This window comes from Streptococcus mitis (genome assembly GCF_946190325.1).
In the GTDB taxonomy this organism is placed as follows: Bacteria; Bacillota; Bacilli; order Lactobacillales; family Streptococcaceae; genus Streptococcus; species Streptococcus mitis_CF.
Genome location: NZ_CAMHZR010000001.1, coordinates 529,570 through 546,848, shown reverse-complemented (window position 1 = coordinate 546,848; position 17,279 = coordinate 529,570). Strand labels below are relative to the sequence as shown.

At 38.5% G+C, this 17,279-nt stretch carries 15 protein-coding genes, 1 tRNA gene and 2 pseudogenes; 14 read left to right on the top strand and 4 right to left on the bottom strand.

Going from position 1 to position 17,279, the window contains the following annotated elements; genetic code table 11:
- Positions 1 to 6 precede the first annotated feature (6 nt).
- From N8M95_RS02675 to N8M95_RS02660, 4 genes are all read left to right on the top strand, one after another.
- Complete coding sequence (locus N8M95_RS02675) at positions 7 to 930, top strand: aspartate carbamoyltransferase catalytic subunit (RefSeq protein ID WP_020902335.1); 924 nt, start codon at positions 7 to 9, stop codon at positions 928 to 930.
- A gap of 49 nt (positions 931 to 979) precedes the next feature.
- On the top strand, positions 980 to 2,059 hold the full coding sequence (locus N8M95_RS02670; protein WP_000166853.1) for a carbamoyl phosphate synthase small subunit: 1,080 nt from the start codon (positions 980 to 982) through the stop codon (positions 2,057 to 2,059).
- Between the two features lie 200 nt (positions 2,060 to 2,259).
- A complete protein-coding gene (gene carB / locus N8M95_RS02665; RefSeq protein ID WP_261116557.1) occupies positions 2,260 to 5,436 on the top strand; it encodes a carbamoyl-phosphate synthase large subunit in 3,177 nt (1,058 codons plus the stop codon).
- Positions 5,437 to 5,653: 217 nt separating this feature from the next.
- Entirely contained in the window at positions 5,654 to 6,988 is a 1,335-nt protein-coding gene (locus tag N8M95_RS02660) for an Nramp family divalent metal transporter (protein WP_247932715.1), read from the top strand.
- A 741-nt stretch (positions 6,989 to 7,729) separates the two neighbouring features.
- On the opposite strand, the gene N8M95_RS02655 is transcribed toward N8M95_RS02660, so the two are convergent.
- Positions 7,730 to 8,083 (bottom strand): type II toxin-antitoxin system RelE/ParE family toxin, encoded by a 354-nt coding sequence (locus tag N8M95_RS02655; protein ID WP_064276861.1) that lies wholly within the window; start codon positions 8,081 to 8,083, stop codon positions 7,730 to 7,732.
- Positions 8,073 to 8,357 (bottom strand): type II toxin-antitoxin system RelB/ParD family antitoxin, encoded by a 285-nt coding sequence (gene relB / locus N8M95_RS02650; protein WP_049487667.1) that lies wholly within the window; start codon positions 8,355 to 8,357, stop codon positions 8,073 to 8,075. Before relB ends, N8M95_RS02655 begins: the two co-directional genes overlap by 11 nt.
- A 188-nt stretch (positions 8,358 to 8,545) precedes the next feature.
- Here relB and N8M95_RS09370 point away from each other — a divergent pair.
- Both N8M95_RS09370 and N8M95_RS02645 read left to right on the top strand, forming a co-directional pair.
- Positions 8,546 to 8,793, top strand: a pseudogene (locus N8M95_RS09370) (transposase); the annotation flags it as partial.
- Between the two features lie 5 nt (positions 8,794 to 8,798).
- Positions 8,799 to 9,020, top strand: a pseudogene (locus tag N8M95_RS02645) (tyrosine-type recombinase/integrase); the annotation flags it as partial.
- Between the two features lie 104 nt (positions 9,021 to 9,124).
- On the opposite strand, the gene N8M95_RS02640 reads toward N8M95_RS02645, so the two are convergent.
- Positions 9,125 to 9,367: a type B 50S ribosomal protein L31 gene (locus N8M95_RS02640; protein WP_000710764.1), complete on the bottom strand. Its 243-nt coding sequence runs from the start codon at positions 9,365 to 9,367 to the stop codon at positions 9,125 to 9,127.
- Positions 9,368 to 9,462: 95 nt separating this feature from the next.
- Positions 9,463 to 10,398, bottom strand: a complete 936-nt coding sequence (locus tag N8M95_RS02635; protein ID WP_261116556.1) for a DHH family phosphoesterase — start codon at positions 10,396 to 10,398, stop codon at positions 9,463 to 9,465.
- Between the two features lie 103 nt (positions 10,399 to 10,501).
- Here N8M95_RS02635 and N8M95_RS02630 point away from each other — a divergent pair, with 103 nt between their 5' ends.
- The 8 genes from N8M95_RS02630 to cas1 all read left to right on the top strand — a co-directional run bounded on the left by N8M95_RS02630 (position 10,502) and on the right by cas1 (position 17,279).
- Complete coding sequence (locus N8M95_RS02630; RefSeq protein WP_001162125.1) at positions 10,502 to 10,945, top strand: flavodoxin; 444 nt, start codon at positions 10,502 to 10,504, stop codon at positions 10,943 to 10,945.
- 115 nt (positions 10,946 to 11,060) lie between these two features.
- The gene (locus tag N8M95_RS02625; RefSeq protein ID WP_261116555.1) at positions 11,061 to 11,327 is read left to right on the top strand and encodes a chorismate mutase; all 267 of its coding nucleotides are present in this window, start codon (positions 11,061 to 11,063) and stop codon (positions 11,325 to 11,327) included.
- A complete protein-coding gene (gene crcB / locus N8M95_RS02620; RefSeq protein WP_261116554.1) occupies positions 11,324 to 11,698 on the top strand; it encodes a fluoride efflux transporter CrcB in 375 nt (124 codons plus the stop codon). The genes N8M95_RS02625 and crcB (N8M95_RS02620) overlap by 4 nt, the downstream gene beginning before the upstream one ends.
- On the top strand, positions 11,692 to 12,021 hold the full coding sequence (crcB, locus tag N8M95_RS02615; protein ID WP_261116553.1) for a fluoride efflux transporter CrcB: 330 nt from the start codon (positions 11,692 to 11,694) through the stop codon (positions 12,019 to 12,021). The genes crcB (N8M95_RS02620) and crcB (N8M95_RS02615) overlap by 7 nt, the downstream gene beginning before the upstream one ends.
- Before the next feature lie 118 nt (positions 12,022 to 12,139).
- Positions 12,140 to 12,487 carry a 50S ribosomal protein L19 gene (gene rplS, locus N8M95_RS02610; RefSeq protein ID WP_001068669.1) on the top strand — a complete coding sequence of 116 codons (348 nt, stop codon included), beginning with the start codon at positions 12,140 to 12,142 and terminating at the stop codon, positions 12,485 to 12,487.
- 42 nt (positions 12,488 to 12,529) lie between these two features.
- Positions 12,530 to 12,601, top strand: a tRNA-Arg gene (locus tag N8M95_RS02605).
- A gap of 221 nt (positions 12,602 to 12,822) precedes the next feature.
- On the top strand, positions 12,823 to 16,194 hold the full coding sequence (gene cas9, locus N8M95_RS02600; RefSeq protein WP_261116552.1) for a type II CRISPR RNA-guided endonuclease Cas9: 3,372 nt from the start codon (positions 12,823 to 12,825) through the stop codon (positions 16,192 to 16,194).
- A 176-nt stretch (positions 16,195 to 16,370) separates the two neighbouring features.
- Positions 16,371 to 17,279, top strand: coding sequence for a type II CRISPR-associated endonuclease Cas1 (cas1, locus tag N8M95_RS02595; RefSeq protein ID WP_031237777.1), 909 nt, complete (start codon positions 16,371 to 16,373; stop codon positions 17,277 to 17,279).

Below are 17,279 nucleotides of genomic sequence, written 5' to 3'. Positions count from 1 at the left end.
GTAGCCATGTCAGAAAATCAACAAGCATTGAACCATGTGGTGTCCATGGAAGACCTCACTGTCGATCAAGTCATGAAATTGATCAAGCGAGGAATTGAGTTTAAAAACGGAGCTCAGCTTCCCTATGAGGATCATCCGATTGTTTCCAATCTTTTCTTTGAGGATTCTACACGGACGCATAAGTCCTTCGAAGTGGCAGAGATTAAACTGGGGCTGGAACGACTTGACTTTGATGTGAAGACTAGTTCGGTTAATAAGGGTGAGACACTTTATGATACCATTTTGACTCTGTCCGCTTTAGGAGTGGACGTCTGTGTGATTCGCCACCCTGAGGTTGACTACTACAGAGAGTTGATTGCTAGTCCGACGATTACGACTTCTATTATCAATGGTGGAGATGGTTCGGGACAACACCCTAGCCAGAGCTTGCTTGATTTGATGACCATTTATGAGGAATTTGGTCACTTTGAGGGTCTCAAGGTTGCTATTGCAGGTGACTTGGACCACTCGCGCGTTGCCAAATCCAATATGCAGATTTTGAAACGCTTAGGAGCTGAACTTTTCTTTGCTGGACCTGAGGAATGGAGAAGTCAAGAGTTTGCAGACTATGGACAGTTTGTAACCATTGATGAAATCATTGATCAGGTGGATGTCATGATGTTTCTTCGTGTGCAACATGAACGACATGAAAGTGGAGCTGTCTTTTCAAAAGAAGACTACCATGCCCAACATGGCTTGACTCAAGAACGTTATGACCGTTTGAAAGAAACAGCGATCCTCATGCACCCAGCCCCAGTGAACCGTGATGTAGAAATAGCAGATCACTTGGTTGAAGCACCAAAATCACGGATTGTCCAACAAATGACCAATGGTGTCTTTGTTCGAATGGCAATCTTAGAATCCGTACTGGCGAGTAGAAACGCCAACTAAAACACAAGACGTTAAAAGACGCCAGTGAGCGTCCACGAGAGGTGAAAATATGACAAAAAGACTTCTAGTACTAGAAGATGGCACAGTTTTTGAAGGTAAGGCCTTCGGAGCAGATATTGATGTAACAGGCGAAATTGTTTTTAATACAGGAATGACTGGTTACCAAGAATCCATTACAGACCAGTCTTATAATGGACAAATCTTGACCTTTACTTATCCTTTGGTAGGAAATTATGGAATTAACCGTGATGATTACGAATCCATTATTCCAACTTGTAAGGGAGTTGTCGTTTTCGAAGAAGCACGTAGAGCAAGCAACTGGCGCAACCAAATGACCTTGGATGAATTTTTGAAAGCCAAGAAAATTCCTGGTATTTCAGGGATTGATACGCGTGCACTTACCAAGATTATTCGTAAGCATGGTACCATGCGTGCAACCTTGACCCATGTTGGGGACAGCATGGATCATGTGACTGACCAGCTCCAAGCAACAGTCTTGCCGACAGATAATATCAAACAGGTTTCTACTAAAACATCCTATCCAGCTCCGGGAGTTGGTTTGAGTGTAGTGCTAGTGGACTTTGGTCTCAAGCACTCAATCTTACGTGAACTTTCTAAACGTAACTGTAACGTGACGGTTGTTCCTTATTCGACAACGGCTGAAGAAATTCTCCATCTCAATCCTGACGGAGTTATGTTGTCAAACGGTCCAGGTAACCCAGAAGATGTTCCACAAGCACTGGATATGATTCGTGGTGTGCAAGGAAAAATTCCAATCTTTGGTATTTGTATGGGACACCAACTCTTTGCTATGGCAAACGGGGCTAAGACTTATAAGATGAAATTTGGTCATCGTGGCTTTAACCATGCAGTACGTGAAATTGCAACAGGACGTGTAGATTTTACCAGCCAGAACCATGGTTATGCAGTTAGTCGTGAAGATTTGCCAGAGCATTTGATTATCACCCACGAAGAAATCAATGACAAGTCAGTTGAAGGTGTACGTCACAGATACCAGCCTGCTTTCTCTGTTCAATACCATCCAGATGCAGCCCCTGGTCCACACGACGCTAGCTACCTATTTGACGAGTTTATCGAGATGATGGAAGCTTTTAAACAATCAAACTAAGAACGAGTAAAAGCTCGTCGGAGAATTTATTTAATGGCAACCCGAGAGTTGCCGAATAGAAAGGAGAAGATACATTGTTCGCGGAAGTGAACACGCCCTAAGAACTGTGTGAAAAAGATAAACATCGTCTTGACGCTGAAGGCGTCTGCATCGAGTTTCCTATTTTCACTGTCTTCTTTACGGGCTTTGTATCATAAACTATGCCTAAACGTACTGATATTCAAAAAATTATGGTGATTGGTTCTGGTCCGATTATTATTGGTCAGGCTGCTGAGTTTGACTACGCTGGGACCCAGGCTTGCTTGTCTTTGAAAGAGGAAGGTTATGAAGTTGTCTTGGTGAACTCAAACCCTGCAACTATTATGACGGACAAGGAAATTGCTGATAAGGTTTATATTGAGCCGATTACACTTGAGTTTGTGACACGTATTCTCCGTAAGGAGCGTCCCGACGCCTTGCTGCCAACCCTTGGTGGACAAACTGGTCTCAATATGGCCATGGAATTGTCTAAAAATGGTATCCTCGATGAGCTTGGGGTTGAACTTCTGGGTACCAAATTATCTGCCATTGACCAAGCGGAGGACCGTGACCTCTTTAAACAATTAATGGAAGAGCTCAACCAACCAATTCCAGAATCTGAAATTGTCAACACAGTCGAAGAAGCTGTTGCCTTTGCAGCAACAATTGGTTACCCAGTCATCGTCCGTCCAGCCTTTACCCTAGGAGGTACTGGTGGTGGTATGTGTGCCAATGAGGAAGAATTGCGTGAAATCGCTGAAAATGGATTAAAATTGTCACCTGTTACCCAATGTTTGATTGAGCGTTCTATTGCAGGTTTCAAGGAAATCGAATACGAAGTGATGCGTGACTCAGCTGACAATGCTTTGGTTGTTTGTAACATGGAAAACTTTGACCCGGTTGGGATTCACACAGGGGATTCCATTGTCTTTGCCCCTGCCCAAACCATGTCAGACTATGAAAACCAAATGCTTCGTGACGCAAGCTTGAGCATTATTCGTGCCCTTAAGATTGAAGGTGGATGTAATGTTCAGCTGGCCCTTGACCCACACAGTTTTAAGTACTATGTTATCGAAGTAAACCCTCGTGTATCGCGTTCTTCAGCCCTTGCCTCTAAAGCGACAGGATATCCGATTGCAAAATTGGCTGCCAAGATTGCAGTTGGCTTGACCTTGGACGAGGTTATCAACCCAGTTACAGGTTCAACCTATGCCATGTTTGAGCCTGCCCTTGACTACGTAGTTGCCAAGATTCCACGTTTCCCATTTGACAAGTTTGAAAAGGGTGAGCGCCGTCTCGGTACTCAAATGAAGGCGACTGGAGAAGTCATGGCGATTGGTCGTAACATCGAGGAATCTCTTCTTAAGGCTTGCCGCTCCCTTGAAATTGGGGTGCACCACAATGAAATGCCTGAACTTGCAGCAGTTTCTGATGATGCCTTGATTGAAAAGGTTGTCAAAGCCCAAGATGACCGTCTCTTCTATGTGTCAGAAGCCATTCGCCGTGGCTACACACCAGAAGAAATTGCTGAATTGACTAAGATTGATATCTTCTATCTTGATAAACTCTTGCACATCTTTGAAATTGAGCAAGAATTGGGCGCTCATCCACAAGATCTAGACGTTTTGAAAACTGCCAAACTTAATGGATTTTCAGACCGTAAGATTGCTGAACTCTGGGAAACAACAGCTGACCAAGTTCGTCAACTTCGTTTGGAAAACAAGATTGTCCCAGTCTACAAGATGGTTGATACCTGTGCGGCAGAGTTTGACTCTGAAACACCATACTTCTATTCAACCTATGGTTGGGAAAATGAGTCTATCAAGTCTGATAAGGAATCCGTTCTAGTTCTGGGTTCTGGTCCAATCCGTATCGGTCAAGGGGTTGAGTTTGACTACGCAACTGTTCACTCGGTTAAGGCTATCCAGGCTGCTGGCTATGAAGCTATCATCATGAACTCAAATCCAGAGACTGTTTCTACAGATTTCTCTGTATCAGATAAACTTTACTTTGAGCCATTGACATTCGAAGATGTTTTGAACGTCATTGACTTGGAGCAACCAAAAGGTGTTATCGTTCAGTTCGGTGGTCAAACAGCCATCAACCTTGCGGAGCCATTGGCAAAAGCAGGTGTGACCATCCTTGGGACACAGGTTGCTGACCTAGACCGTGCCGAAGACCGTGACCTCTTCGAGCAAGCTCTAAAAGACTTGGACATTCCACAGCCACCAGGACAAACGGCTACCAATGAAGAAGAAGCAGTTCTTGCAGCTCGCAAGATTGGCTTCCCAGTCCTTGTTCGCCCATCTTATGTCTTGGGTGGACGTGCCATGGAAATCGTGGAAAATGAGGAAGACCTTCGTTCTTACATGCGAACAGCGGTTAAGGCTAGTCCAGACCACCCAGTTCTTGTTGACTCATACATCGTTGGGCAAGAGTGCGAAGTTGATGCCATTTCAGACGGAGAAAATGTCCTTATCCCTGGTATCATGGAGCATATCGAACGTGCAGGTGTCCACTCAGGTGACTCTATGGCCGTTTATCCACCACAAACCTTGTCGCAAAAGGTGCAAGAAACAATCGCAGACTATACTAAACGCCTAGCAATCGGTCTTAACTGCCTTGGAATGATGAACATCCAGTTTGTTATCAAGGATGAAAAAGTCTATGTTATCGAGGTCAATCCACGTGCCAGCCGTACGGTTCCATTTCTTTCTAAAGTGACCAATATCCCTATGGCTCAAGTAGCAACCAAGCTCATTCTTGGTCAAAAACTTGAAGAACTTGGCTACCAAGATGGACTTTACCCTGAAAGCACCCGTGTTCATATCAAGGCACCTGTCTTCTCCTTTACCAAATTAGCTAAGGTAGACAGCTTACTTGGTCCTGAAATGAAGTCAACAGGGGAAGTTATGGGTTCTGATACGACTTTGGAAAAAGCTCTCTATAAGGCCTTTGAAGCTTCTTACTTACACTTGCCAACTTTTGGTAACGTTGTATTTACCATCGCTGATGATGCCAAAGAAGAAGCCTTGGACTTGGCTCGTCGTTTCCAAAATATTGGCTATGGAATCCTCGCGACGGAAGGGACAGCTGCCTTCTTTGCCAGTCATGGATTACAAGCTCAACCTGTTGGTAAGATTGGTGATGACAATAAGGATATACCAAGTTTTGTTCGCAAAGGAAGAATTCAAGCTATCATTAACACAGTTGGAACCAAACGAACTGCTGATGAAGATGGTGAGCAAATCCGCCGTTCAGCCATTGAACATGGAGTGCCCCTCTTCACAGCCCTAGATACAGCTAATGCCATGCTTAAAGTATTGGAAAGTCGTAGTTTTGTTACAGAAGCAATCTAGTTGAGAAAGAATTTTCACAGTTAAAAAGCCAGCGTCAGAAAACGCTGGCTTTTCCAATACTGGTGTTGCTTATTTCAACTATCATGCTTTCCTTAAGAATCGTTCCAAAATGTGATATAATAAGAATAAATTGGAAATAGGCAAACTATTTTCATTGTATTTTCAAAAACTTCATTAATAAACTAGGTAAAGACAAGATTAGAAAGTGAATATTCCTATGTCATCTTACAAAAAAGTCTCTCTTTCTGAGATCAATCAATCTATTGAAACTCCGGATAATAATCATTTTTGGCAAAATCTAAAAGCATTTTTAGGGCCTGGAGCTCTTGTAGCAGTTGGTTACATGGATCCTGGAAACTGGATTACCAGTGTGGTTGGTGGTGCTTCCTACAAGTATAGTCTCTTATTTGTTATTTTGATTTCATCCATTATTGCCATGCAGTTACAACAAATGGCTGGAAAGCTTGGTATCGTGACTAGGATGGACCTAGCGCAGGCAACATCTCATCATGCTCCCAAGTGGCTCCGCTATAGTCTGTGGGTGATTGTAGAATTAGCTTTAATGGCGACAGACTTGGCTGAGGTTTTGGGTTCAGCGATTGCCTTGAATCTTTTGTTTAAAATACCGATTATGGTGGCTATCCTCCTAACGGTTTTAGATGTGTTTCTTTTGCTTTTGTTGATGAAATTTGGCTTCAAGAAGATTGAAGCTATTGTTACAACCCTTATCTTAACTATATTAGGAATATTTTCTTATCTGGTGGCTTTATCTAATCCAAGTATTCAGGGTATCTTTGGTGGCTATTTACCGACATCAACTTTGTTTGAGAGTCCTTTGCCGGGACATGAGAGTCAACTGACTTTGGCTTTAGGAATTGTAGGAGCGACAGTCATGCCCCATAATCTCTATCTCCATTCATCCCTTTCGCAAACAAGGAAAATCAACCATAAGGATAAAAAGGATGTTCGAAAAGCTGTGCGTTTTATGACCTGGGACTCAAATCTTCAGTTGTCGCTAGCCTTTGTTGTCAATTCCTTGCTTCTCATTTTAGGAGCATCGCTCTTTTTTGGTCATGCGTCTGAAATTTCAGCATTCTCTCAAATGTACAATGCCTTACAGGATTCGACAATAGCAGGAGCAATAGCCAGCTCAACTCTGTCAACTTTATTTGCTCTAGCCCTTTTAGCAAGTGGACAAAATTCTACTATCACAGGCACCTTGACAGGACAGATTGTCATGGAAGGTTTCTTGCATCTGAAATTGCCTCAGTGGATGATTCGTATCGGTACCCGGATTGTTGCCTTGCTCCCTGTGATTATAGTTGCTGTTTTGTTTGGACATCAAGAAAAAACCTTGGATCAGTTGTTGGTCTATTCACAGGTCTTTCTTTCCATCGCTCTTCCGTTTTCAATCTTCCCCTTAATCTATCTGACCTCTAAGAAGTCAGTGATGGGAGAATTTACCAATGCCAAGTGGAATACAATCCTTGGCTACGTAGTTTCAATCATCTTGACCATTCTCAATATCAAGCTGCTTTTCGATATTTTTTAAACTTGTTCAAATCAAGTCTGTGCATCAGCTTGAGGAATGATAAAGTGATAATCGTAGTGCTTGACTCATGAAAAGAAGTAAAAAAGAACAGTCGAAACTGTTCTTTTTTATCATTATTTGAGACCGTATTTTACAAAGATATACTCTATAGTGTTTAAATCCTTATTAAATCAACGTTTCTAAAAGGGATACAGCTGTAAAATATTATATATATACCGTATTGTTAAACCAAGACGGTACCAAAAAGGTACCAAAAATTAAGGTTTCGGAGCTTATAAAATAAAGAAAGATGTCTCAGGTGTTTGAGATTTTTTTTTGACAAGAAAAAACTCTTGAATATAATCCAAGAGTAAAACGAATAGGACCAGTGGTGGAGCGGGTTCTTTACAGCATAAAGCTGAAGGCAGTACCTAACCTGTACCTAAAACAAGTACCTTTGAGCAAACTGTTACCAGTCACCCGACAAACATCCTATCCTTGGTTATAGTTTAGGATAAATAAGAGAAAATGTCAACAATAATTTTTATTAACTTAGGTGTTTGTGATATTTGACTTCTCCTTGATTGATTTATTCCAATTTTACAAAGATATACTCTATAGTGTTTAAATTCTTATTAAATCAACGTTTCTAAAGGGGATAAAGCTGTAAAATATTATATATACCGTATTGTTAAACCAAGACGGTACCAAAAAGGTACCAAAAATTAAGGTTTCGGAGCTTATAAAATAATGAAAGTTGTCTCAATCAGTTGAGCTTTTTTTATTGTCTTTTTGTAGCAAAGTGACATAGTCACTTTTAGTGTGGAATAAGTGAGATAAAAAAACATTGTTTCGTTTTTGATCGATGAAGTAAAGCAAAACATATTGGTCAATAATTTTTCCTCGTGTTGGATACTTGCTGTTAATTTTTATTCCGATTTTCTCATCAGCGTCAAAACCTGCTTCAGGAAAAATTTCTAAACTTTTTAAGCTGTCTAAAATTTTAGCCACAGTATTTTTGGCAGATTGAGGTGATAGAAGTACCGTAGCTATATAGTCGTGTATATTGTCGATAGCTTCCTCGACCTCTTTTGAAGCAATCACTTTATAAGCCATAGCGTACCCTCATATTGTTTAGGGAAGTACCTTCTCCTGCCTCGTATTCTCTCAAGGCACGTTCAGATTGGGCTTGTAATTCCTTAATCAACTGTTCTCTATGTAGATCTTCGGCCGTCTTAATAGGCAAATCTTGCTCCAGGACTATTTGCTCCACAAATAAAGAAATAGCATCTGTCATTGTCATTCCCTTTTCCTTGATAATATTTCGAGCTTGTTCCATAGTAGCTTCATTCAGTTTAAAATTGTATTGTTTTGATAATGTTATAGCCATGATATATCTCCAATCTATACGTTATAGATTGATTATATACTAGATATAGATTTTAATCAAGAAAAAGAGATTGGGACAATAGTCTCTTATCTTCAAAAAAGCAACGGATTTGCCGTTTCTTTTTTGCATGGTTGCGATAGTCTTGGTAAAATAGAATTGCTCAATAAACCATTTAGAAAGGCTATCCCATGCATATTCATTATAACACAAATCAAACAACTTTATCACTAGAAATCAGTTCTTTCTTGCCACAAGACCATCTCGTTTTTACTATTGAAAAAGTAGTGAATACCTTTGAAGATTGTCACTTCTACGCCTTCTAATTGCCTATTCACAAGAGATTTTCTCTGGACGAAAAATTGAAAAAATGATGATTGAAAACCTCGCTATGCAGTACCTAACAGGACAGTTGGTTGTCAGCTGCCGCACTATCAATAGCCCATTATCAGGAAAAATGACTTGAAGAAGATAACTCCTCATGGATTCAGACATACTCATGCTACCTTGATGATTGAAACGGGTGTAGATCCTGTTAATGCAGCCAAAAGGTTAGGTCATGCAAGTAGTCAGATGACCCTGGATACTTATAGCCATTCTACAGTAGCAGGAGAGAAGAAAGCTATCACAAAATTTGTAGATTACCTGGATAGTGCAAAAGGTTAGTTTTCTAAGACGGTACCAAAAACGGTACTAAAAACAAAAAAAGCCAATTCCAATTTCTTGGAAAAGGCTTTGTATCAACGTTTTTAAGCAATAAATGCGGTTGATTATTTGAGACCGTATTTTTTGTTGAAACGATCCACGCGTCCATCTGCTTGAGTGAACTTTTGACGTCCAGTATAGAATGGGTGTGAGTCTGATGAAATTTCCACACGGATCAATGGGTAAGTTTCGCCTTCGAACTCAACTGTTTCGTTAGAGCGTTTTGTTGAACCGCTAAGGAATTGGTAACCAGTAGTTGTGTCCATAAAGACAACTGGGCGATATTCTGGATGGATATCTTTTTTCATTTTGCAATAGTTCCTTTCTGCCATGGTCTCTTTGCGAGCCATAGATTATTACCATACTAGTCTATCAGATTCTGAAAAGTTTGGCAAGTATTTTATCAGTTTTTAAGCAAGTTTTTTAACTTTTGGTAGATGATTTCGTTTTCCTCTAGGCTATAGGAATTAGCACCACTTGCTAGGGGGTGGCCTCCACCATCATGCTCCTTGGCAATTTCATTGATAGGATGGATTTTACTGCGTAAGCGAACACGGTAGTGGCCATCAGCCTGTTCTACAAAAATTCCCCAGAGACTCACACTGTCAATGCGTCCAGGAGCTCCGACAATGGCTGCAGTTTCAGCATCGGTAACATTGAATTGTTTCAAGACTTCTTGACTCAGGATAACGCGAGCTGCACCATTTTCATCCACTTCCAGATGGTCGTAAATGTAGCCTTGAAGTTTTGCAATTTTGTAGCTCATAGTGTCCATTTTGCGGGTGAGAGCCGCAAAGTCAAAGTTATGTTCTCTCAGATAGGCAGCCAGGCGAAGAGTCCGTGCAGTGGTAGAAGGGTAGAGGAATCGACCTGTATCACCAACAATTCCTGCAAAGAGCAACTCAGCAGCGCGATCTGACAAGGCCAGTTGGGTTGTTTTGGCAAATAGGGTAATCATCTCACTAGCGCTACTTGAACTAGTGTCCACCCAAAATAGATCGCCATATACATCATCATTTGGATGGTGGTCAATCTTAATGAGAAAATTACCTTGACTATAGCGCTTATCATCGATACGAGCAGTATTCGCCGTATCACAGACGATAACAAGGGCGCCTTGGTAAGCACTATCTTCAACAAGATCCATCTCAGCCATCCAAGTTAGAGTTGGTTCATCAAAACCAACGGCTTTGATGTTTTTTTCAGGGAAATGATATTCCAGCAAGGCTTTCAAGCCCACTTGACTTCCCAAGGCATCAGGGTCTGGTTTCATATGACGGTGAATGATAATCGTGTTGTATTCTTTAATTTTTTCTAAAATTTGATGGCAAATGTCCATAAATAACCTCAATTCTTTCTCATTTCATTGTAGCACAAGAATTTTTATTTTTAAAATGAAAAAGATGTGATATAATGGAGAAAGATAAATTGAGGAGGACGATATGGCATTAGCAAAAATTGTATTTGCCAGTATGACCGGTAATACCGAAGAAATTGCAGATATTGTAGCAGACAAATTACGTGACTTGGGCTTGGATGTCGATGTTGACGAATGTACAACTGTTGACGCTTCAGACTTCTTGGAAGCAGACATCGCTATCGTTGCGACCTATACTTATGGTGATGGTGAATTGCCAGATGAGATGATGGACTTCTACGAAGACCTAGCAGATCTTAACTTGAATGGTAAAATCTACGGAGTGGTCGGCTCAGGAGATACCTTCTACGATGAATTCTGTAAGGCTGTCGATGACTTTGACCGTGTTTTTGTAGCGACAGGAGCAGAAAAAGGTTCAGAGTGTGTCAAAGTTGATCTCTCTGCTGAGGAAGAAGACATTGAACGCTTGGAACAATTCGCAGAAGAATTGGCTGCTAAAGTAGGATAAGCATAAACGTGCGCTGATGTAATCAATCAGTGCATTTTTCTTATCGAGAGTTGGGATTTTACTAGCCTATTTGGTGGCTTTTTGATACAATAATTCAAATAAAGGAGTAGACTGTATGGATTTAGATATTATTCGTCAAGAAATTGATCAGATCGACGACCAAATTGTCAAACTGTTAGAAGAAAGAATGCATTTAGTTGAAGGGGTTGTCGCTTATAAGAAGGCTTCAGGGAAACCGATTTTAGATACCAAGAGAGAAGCAATTATTTTTGAAAAGGTTAGGAGTCGTGTAGAGGACAAGAGTTATCAGGAGACTATTGTCGCAATATTTTCGGACATACTCAAACGTTCGCGTGATTATCAGGATCAAAACATCAAATGAAAAAAGAACAATTTTATCCGCTAGGAATTTTTCTAGCTGCCATGTTGGGCGGACTTGTGCGCTACCTGGTTTCCACTTGGTTACCAGCCAGTCCAGATTTTCCTTGGGGAACTCTCTTTGTCAACTATCTGGGAATTTTCTGCTTGGTTTATCTGGTAAAAGGCTATCTGGTCTATAAGGGAACTAGTAAGGGATTGGTTTTAGCACTAGGTACAGGTTTTTGCGGAGGTTTAACAACCTTTTCTAGTCTCATGCTTGATGCTGTGAAACTGCTGGATACAGGGCGTTATCTTAGTTTAGTTATGTATTTGCTTTTGAGTATTGGTGGAGGTCTACTCTGGGCTTATTTTCTAGGGAGGAAGAAATGGTAATCGTCTATCTTGCAATTGCTTGTGGTTTCGGAGCTTTAGTGCGCTATTTCTTTTCCCGCTATAATCAAGCTTCTAAATTACCACTCGGAACGCTCATAGCTAATCTTTTAGGTTGCTTTTTGATTGGATTATTCTACAATCATGTAGAATCCAAGGAAGTCTATGCTATCTTAGCTACGGGTTTTTGTGGAGGTTTAACAACCTTTTCTACCTTAAATGACGAACTACAAAGGTTGCTAAGCGATAAGAAGGTCTTTTATTATTACTTGACTTTGACTTACCTAGGTGGTTTGGTTGCGATTTTTTTGGGAATTCTGCTATAAATTTCTTTACTTTTTTGTGGAAATTTGGTAAACTGTATCTTGTGTGTAATGGACGCACAAAAATACAGTTTATCCGCTGAGGAAGGTTCCTCAAGATTGACAAAGATAGGAGAATAAAATGAATCCATTAATCCAAAGCTTGACTGAAGGTCAACTTCGTACAGATATCCCATCATTCCGTCCTGGTGACACTGTTCGTGTACACGCGAAAGTTGTCGAAGGTAACCGTGAACGTATCCAGATTTTTGAAGGTGTTGTTATCGCACGTAAAGGTGCTGGTATCTCAGAAAACTACACAGTTCGTAAAATCTCTAACGGTGTAGGTGTTGAGCGTATCTTCCCAATCCACACTCCACGTGTTGAAAAAATCGAAGTTGTTCGTTACGGTAAAGTACGTCGTGCGAAATTGTACTACTTGCGTGCTCTTCAAGGTAAGGCAGCTCGTATCAAAGAAATCCGTCGTTAATTCGACAAAGAAACTCTGCTCATTCAGCAGAGTTTTTCTCTAGCTCCCTTAGTTCAATGGATATAACAACTCCCTCCTAAGGAGTAGTTGCAGGTTCGATTCCTGCAGGGGGCATATAAATTATTGATTTTTATGTAGAAATCATTCAAGTTAAAATAGAACTCCTAAAGCGTTAGATTACGCTTTTTTGTTTTTTCATGAATGAAGGAGATGGGGGAATTTTTATATAATTATATAATAGTAAAAGATTTTTAGTAATTGCTTATAATGATTTGATTTTTTAGGAAGTAAAGGGTAAAATTTAATTAATATGATAATTAGTTAGGAGTTTGATTATGAACGGTTTAGTTTTAGGTTTGGATATTGGTATTGGATCAGTAGGTGTAGGTATTCTAAATAAAGATACTGGTGAGATTATCCATACGAATTCTCGGATTTTCCCAGCTACAACTGCTGATAATAATGTTGAAAGAAGAAACAGTAGACAGGCTAGACGATTGAATCGCAGAAAAAAACATCGTGGTGCTCGACTTCATGATTTATTTGAAGATTATGATTTACTAACTGATTTTTCCAAGGTGTCCATTAATCTAAATCCTTATCGGCTTCGTGTACAAGGATTGGATAATCCATTAACAACCGAAGAGTTGTTTATTGCATTAAAGAATATAGTTAAGAGACGTGGGATTAGCTATTTAGATGATGCTTCTGAGAATGGTGGTGCAGTATCGTCTGATTACGGTAAGGCAGTTGAGGAAAATAGAAAATTACTTGCTGAACAAACACCTGGTCAAATCCAACTAGAGCGTTTTGAAAAATATGGTCAAGTAAGGGGAGATTTTACTGTTGAAGAAAAAGGCGATAAGCACCGATTAATTAACGTTTTTTCAACATCTGCTTATAGAAAAGAGGCTGAACGAATTCTTAGAAAACAGCAAGAATTTAATAATCAGATCACGGATAAGTTTATAGAAGATTACTTAAAAATCCTTACAGAGAAAAGAAAATACTATCATGGGCCAGGTAATGAAAAATCTCGGACGGATTATGGACGTTTCAGAACAGACGGTACGACGTTAGATAATATTTTTGGTATTTTAATTGGTAAATGTACATTTTATCCGAATGAATACAGGGCTTCAAAAGCTTCCTATACTGCTCAAGAGTTTAATTTGCTAAATGATTTAAATAATTTAACAGTTCCTACAGAGACCAAGAAACTGAGTGAGGAACAAAAGAAAACAATCGTTGAATATGCGAAGTCGGCGAAAACATTAGGGGCTTCAACCTTATTGAAATACATTGCTAAAATGATTGATGCTTCAGTAGATCAGATACGTGGTTATCGTGTTGATGTAAACAATAAACCTGAAATGCACACTTTTGAAGTCTATCGAAAAATGCAGTCGCTAGAAACAATTCCAGTTGGAGAATTTTCTAGAGAAGTTCTAGATGAGCTTGCTCATATTTTAACTCTAAATACTGAACGAGAAGGTATAGAAGAAGCGATTAATACAAAGTTAATGGATGTATTTAGTCAAGACCAAATACTTGAATTGGTTCAATTTAGAAAAAATAATAGTAGTCTATTTAGTAAGGGATGGCATAATTTTTCTCTTAAACTCATGATGGAGTTGATACCAGAACTCTATGAAACTTCAGAAGAGCAGATGGCAATTCTAACACGATTGGGTAAACAAAAATTTAAAGAAACATCAAAAAGAACTAAGTATATTGATGAAAAAGAAGTAACAGAAGAAATCTATAATCCTGTGGTAGCAAAATCTGTCAGACAGGCCATAAAGATAATCAACGAAGCAACTAAAAAATATGGTATCTTTGATAATATTGTTATCGAAATGGCGCGAGAAAATAACGAAGAAGATGCTAAGAAAGATTATATAAAACGTCAAAAGGCAAACCATGATGAGAAAAATGCTGCTATGGAAAAGGCTGCATTCCAATACAATGGGAAAAAAGAGTTACCAGATAGTATTTTTCATGGGCATAAGGAATTGGCTACTAAGATTCGTTTATGGCACCAGCAGGGAGAGAAGTGTCTCTATACTGGGAAGAATATTCCAATTTCAGATTTAATTCACAATCAGTACAAGTACGAAATTGATCATATTTTACCTCTATCTTTATCGTTTGATGATAGTCTATCTAATAAAGTATTGGTTCTAGCTACAGCAAACCAGGAGAAGGGGCAGCGAACACCGTTTCAGGCATTAGACAGTATGGATGATGCTTGGTCATATCGTGAGTTTAAATCATATGTAAAAGATTCTAAATTATTAGGTAATAAAAAGAAAGATTACCTTTTAACGGAAGAAGACATTAGTAAAATTGAAGTGAAGCAGAAGTTTATCGAACGGAATTTAGTTGATACTCGATATTCTTCTCGAGTTGTTCTAAATACTTTACAAGATTTTTATAAAGCGCATAAATTCGATACAACTATTTCGGTAGTACGTGGGCAATTTACCTCTCAGCTAAGAAGAAAGTGGGGACTTGAAAAATCTCGTGAAACATATCACCATCATGCTGTGGATGCTTTAATTATTGCTGCTTCAAGTCAATTAAGGTTATGGAAAAAACAAGCTAATCCCCTAATTTCTTATAAAGAGGATCAATTTGTTGATTCAGAGACAGGCGAAATTATTTCGTTAACTGATGATAAATACAAAGAATTAGTATTTAAAGCACCTTACGCCCATTTTGTTGATACATTAAGTAGCAAGAAATTTGAAGATAGCATCCTATTTTCTTATCAAGTGGATTCAAAATATAATAGAAAAATTTCAGATGCAACCATTTATGCAACCAGAAAAGTGAAATTGGATAAAGATAAGTCTGAAGAAACTTATGTTTTAGGTAAGATTAAAGATATTTATAGCCAAGCAGGGTATGATGCTTTTATTAAAATTTACAATAAAGATAAGAGTAAATTCTTAATGTATCACAAAGATCCTCAGACGTTTGAAAAGGTAATTGAAGAGATTCTAAGAACTTATTCATCAAAAGAATTTAATGAGAAGAATAAAGAAGTTCCTTGCAATCCTTTTGAGAAATATAGACAAGAAAATGGACCAATCCGTAAGTACAGTAAAAAAGGCAATGGACCAGAGATTAAAAGTCTAAAATATTATGATAAAAATATTCCTGAATCATTTATTAACATAACTCCTTCTAATAGTAAAAATAAAGTAATCCTACGTCAATTAAATCCTTGGAGAACAGATGTCTATTTTAATCATCAGACGGAGAAGTATGAGTTGCTTGGATTAAAATATGCAGATTTACAATTTGAAAAGAAGACCGGGACTTATTCTATAACTATTGATAAATATAATGAGATTAAAGAAAAAGAAGGAGTGGGCGAGCAGTCAGAATTCAAATTTACCTTATATAAAAATGACTTGCTTTTAATTAAGGATACGAAAAATAACGAGAAACAGATTTTTAGATTCTTATCTAGAACAATGCCAAATGTGAAACATTATGTAGAACTAAAACCTTATGATAAAGCCAAATTTGATGGTAACCAGCCATTGATAACAATCTTTGGAAATGTTGCAAAAGGAGGACAATGTTTGAAAGGATTAAATAAATCAAATATCTCCATTTTTAAAGTTAAAACAGATGTTTTAGGTAATAAACATTTCATCACAAAAGAGGGTGAAAAACCAAAACTCAAATTTTAAAATTATTTTAAAAAGAGTTGCAAATGCTTTTACAATGTATTATAATAGTAACTGTAAGGGACGCCTTGCACAGTTACTTAAATCTTGCAGAAGCTACAAAGATAAGGCTTCATGCCGAATTCAACACCCTGTCATATATGGCGGGGTGTTTTCGTTTTGTGAAAGAGGAAAATACGATGACTTGGAGAATTGTGCATGTCTGTCAGAGTGAAAAAATGAAATTGAAGTTAGATAATCTTCTAATTAAAAAAATGGGTCAAGAATATGTTATCCCACTTAGTGATATTTCTATTATTGTGGCAGAAGGAGGGGAGACTGTTGTAACTTTAAGATTATTAAGTGCTTTAAGTAAGTATAATATTGCCTTGATTGTCTGTGATAATGAGCATTTGCCTACAGGAATTTACCATTCTCAAAATGGCCATTTTAGAGCCTATAAAAAATTACAGGAGCAATTATTGTGGACGCAGGAGCAAAAAGATAAATTATGGCAAATAGTAACCTATTTTAAAATAAACAATCAGCAAGATGTTCTTGCAATGTTTGAGAAAAATATTGATTGCATTCAATTATTAGCAGACTATAAAGACCATATTGAATATGGAGATAAAACCAATCGTGAAGGCCATGCTGCAAAAGTTTATTTCAATGAATTATTTGGAAAGAAATTCGTACGTCTTACACAACAGGAAACGGATGTTATCAATGCTGGCCTAAATTATGGTTATGCAATCATGAGAGCGCAGATGGCACGTATTATTTCTGGGTATGGGTTAAATCCCTTAATAGGAATTTTTCATAAGAATGAATATAATCAATTTAACTTGGTTGATGATCTAATGGAACCTTTTCGGCAGATTATCGATGTCTGGGTCTATCAAAATTTACGAGATGAAGAGTATTTGAAGTACGAGTTTCGCTTGGCGCTAACAGATACATTAAATGCAAAGATTCGTTACGGTAAAGAAACCTGTTCTGTAACGGTAGCAATGGATAAGTATGTCAAAGGCTTTCTAAAATGTATCTCTGATAAGGATACTAGCAAATTTTACTGTCCAATGGTGTCAAGTGTAGAATGGAGCTAA